This window comes from Streptococcus mitis (assembly GCF_009496155.1).
Classification (GTDB): domain Bacteria; phylum Bacillota; class Bacilli; order Lactobacillales; family Streptococcaceae; genus Streptococcus; species Streptococcus mitis_BQ.
In genome coordinates, this window is sequence record NZ_WIJP01000034.1 from 1 (window position 1) to 3,254 (window position 3,254).

Genomic DNA, 3,254 nt, shown 5'->3' on the forward strand with positions numbered 1-3,254 from the left:
CAAGCCAATCAGCAAGCACAAGCGCATCTGAGTCAGCGTCAACAAGTGCAAGCCAATCAGCAAGCACATCGGCATCTGAATCAGCGTCAACAAGTGCGTCTGCATCAGCAAGCACAAGCGCATCTGAATCAGCATCAACAAGTGCCTCAGCGTCAGCAAGCACATCGGCATCTGAATCAGCATCAACAAGTGCGTCTGCATCAGCAAGCACAAGCGCATCTGAGTCAGCGTCAACAAGTGCGAGCCAATCAGCAAGCACATCGGCATCTGAATCAGCGTCAACAAGTGCGAGCCAATCAGCAAGCACATCGGCATCTGAATCAGCGTCAACAAGTGCGTCTGCATCAGCAAGCACAAGCGCATCTGAATCAGCATCAACAAGTGCGAGCCAATCAGCAAGCACAAGCGCATCTGAATCAGCATCAACAAGTGCGAGCCAATCAGCAAGCACAAGCGCATCTGAGTCAGCGTCAACAAGTGCGAGCCAATCAGCAAGCACATCGGCTAGCCAGTCTGCATCGACAAGTGCGAGCCAGTCAGCCAGCACGTCAGCTAGTCAATCAGCTTCAACAAGTGCTAGTCAGTCGGCTTCAATAAGTGCGAGTCAATCAGCCAGCACATCAGCTAGCCAGTCGGCTTCAACAAGTGCAAGCCAGTCAGCAAGCACATCGGCTAGTCAGTCAGCATCGACAAGTGCGAGCCAATCAGCCAGCACCTCAGCTAGTCAATCAGCATCAACAAGTGCGTCTGCATCAGCAAGCACAAGCGCATCTGAGTCAGCATCAACAAGTGCCTCAGCGTCAGCAAGCACATCGGCATCTGAATCAGCATCAACAAGTGCGTCTGCATCAGCAAGCACAAGCGCCTCTGAATCAGCATCAACAAGTGCGTCTGCATCAGCAAGCACAAGCGCCTCTGAATCAGCATCAACAAGTGCAAGCCAATCAGCAAGTACATCGGCATCTGAATCAGCGTCAACAAGTGCGAGCCAATCAGCAAGCACAAGCGCATCTGAATCAGCGTCAACAAGTGCGTCTGCATCAGCAAGCACAAGCGCATCTGAGTCAGCATCAACAAGCGCATCTGAGTCAGCAAGCACATCGGCATCTGAATCAGCGTCAACAAGTGCGTCTGCATCAGCAAGCACAAGTGCATCTGAATCAGCATCAACAAGTGCATCAGCATCAGCAAGCACAAGCGCATCTGAGTCAGCATCAACAAGTGCGTCTGCATCAGCAAGCACAAGCGCATCTGAATCAGCATCAACAAGTGCATCAGCATCAGCAAGCACAAGCGCATCTGAGTCAGCATCAACAAGTGCAAGCCAATCAGCCAGCACGTCAGCTAGTCAGTCTGCATCGACAAGTGCAAGCCAATCAGCCAGCACGTCAGCTAGTCAGTCTGCCTCAACAAGTGCAAGTCAATCAGCATCGACAAGTGCTAGTCAGTCAGCATCAACAAGTGCAAGCCAATCAGCAAGCACAAGCGCATCTGAATCAGCCTCAACAAGTGCATCTGCATCAGCAAGCACAAGCGCATCTGAATCAGCATCAACAAGTGCCTCAGCGTCAGCAAGCACATCGGCATCTGAGTCAGCGTCAACAAGTGCAAGCCAATCAGCAAGCACAAGCGCATCTGAATCAGCATCAACAAGTGCGAGCCAATCAGCAAGCACATCAGCTAGCCAGTCCGCGTCAACAAGTGCGAGCCAATCAGCAAGCACGTCAGCTAGTCAGTCCGCATCGACAAGTGCGAGCCAATCAGCAAGCACATCAGCTAGTCAGTCAGCATCGACAAGTGCAAGTCAATCAGCAAGCACATCGGCATCTGAATCAGCGTCAACAAGTGCAAGCCAATCAGCCAGCACATCAGCTAGCCAGTCAGCATCAACAAGTGCCTCAGCGTCAGCAAGCACATCGGCATCTGAATCAGCGTCAACAAGTGCGTCTGCATCAGCAAGCACAAGCGCATCTGAGTCAGCGTCAACAAGTGCGTCTGCATCAGCAAGCACATCGGCATCTGAGTCAGCATCAACAAGTGCCTCAGCGTCAGCCAGCACATCGGCATCTGAATCAGCATCAACAAGTGCCTCAGCGTCAGCAAGCACATCGGCATCTGAATCAGCATCAACAAGTGCATCAGCATCAGCAAGCACAAGCGCATCTGAGTCAGCATCAACAAGTGCGTCTGCATCAGCAAGCACGTCAGCTAGTCAGTCTGCATCGACAAGTGCATCAGCGTCAGCCAGCACGTCAGCTAGTCAGTCTGCATCGACAAGTGCAAGCCAATCAGCCAGCACATCGGCATCTGAATCAGCATCAACAAGTGCCTCAGCGTCAGCAAGCACAAGCGCATCTGAATCAGCATCAACAAGTGCCTCAGCGTCAGCAAGCACAAGCGCATCTGAATCAGCGTCAACAAGTGCGTCTGCATCAGCAAGCACAAGCGCATCTGAATCAGCATCAACAAGTGCGAGCCAATCAGCAAGCACATCGGCATCTGAATCAGCATCAACAAGTGCATCAGAATCAGCGTCAACAAGTGCATCTGCATCAGCAAGCACAAGCGCATCTGAATCAGCATCAACAAGTGCATCAGCGTCAGCAAGCACATCGGCATCTGAGTCAGCGTCAACAAGTGCGAGCCAATCAGCCAGCACATCAGCTTCTGAGTCAGCAAGCACATCAGCAAGTCAATCGGCTTCAACAAGTGCAAGTCAATCAGCCAGCACATCAGCTAGTCAATCAGCTTCAACAAGTGCAAGTCAATCAGCCAGCACGTCAGCTAGTCAGTCAGCATCAACAAGTGCATCAGCATCAGCAAGCACAAGTGCTAGTCAGTCAGCATCGACAAGTGCAAGCCAATCAGCAAGCACCAGCGCATCTGAATCAGCATCAACAAGTGCATCAGCATCAGCAAGCACCAGCGCAAGTCAGTCAGCATCAACAAGTGCATCTGCATCAGCAAGCACCAGCGCATCTGAATCAGCATCAACAAGTGCGAGCCAATCAGCAAGCACATCGGCATCTGAGTCAGCAAGCACAAGTGCTAGTCAGTCAGCATCGACAAGTGCATCTGAATCAGCATCAACAAGTGCGAGCCAATCAGCCAGCACAAGCGCATCTGAGTCAGCAAGCACATCGGCATCTGAATCAGCGTCAACAAGTGCGTCTGCATCAGCAAGCACAAGCGCATCTGAGTCAGCGTCAACAAGTGCAAGCCAATCAGCAAGCACAAGCGCATCTGAGTCAGCG

At 51.7% G+C, this 3,254-nt stretch carries 1 protein-coding gene; it reads left to right on the forward strand.

Going from position 1 to position 3,254, the window contains the following annotated elements; genetic code table 11:
* Positions 1-3,254, forward strand: a 3,254-nt coding sequence (locus GEZ84_RS11010; protein ID WP_228113045.1) for a hypothetical protein, incomplete at both ends; no start/stop codon positions are given.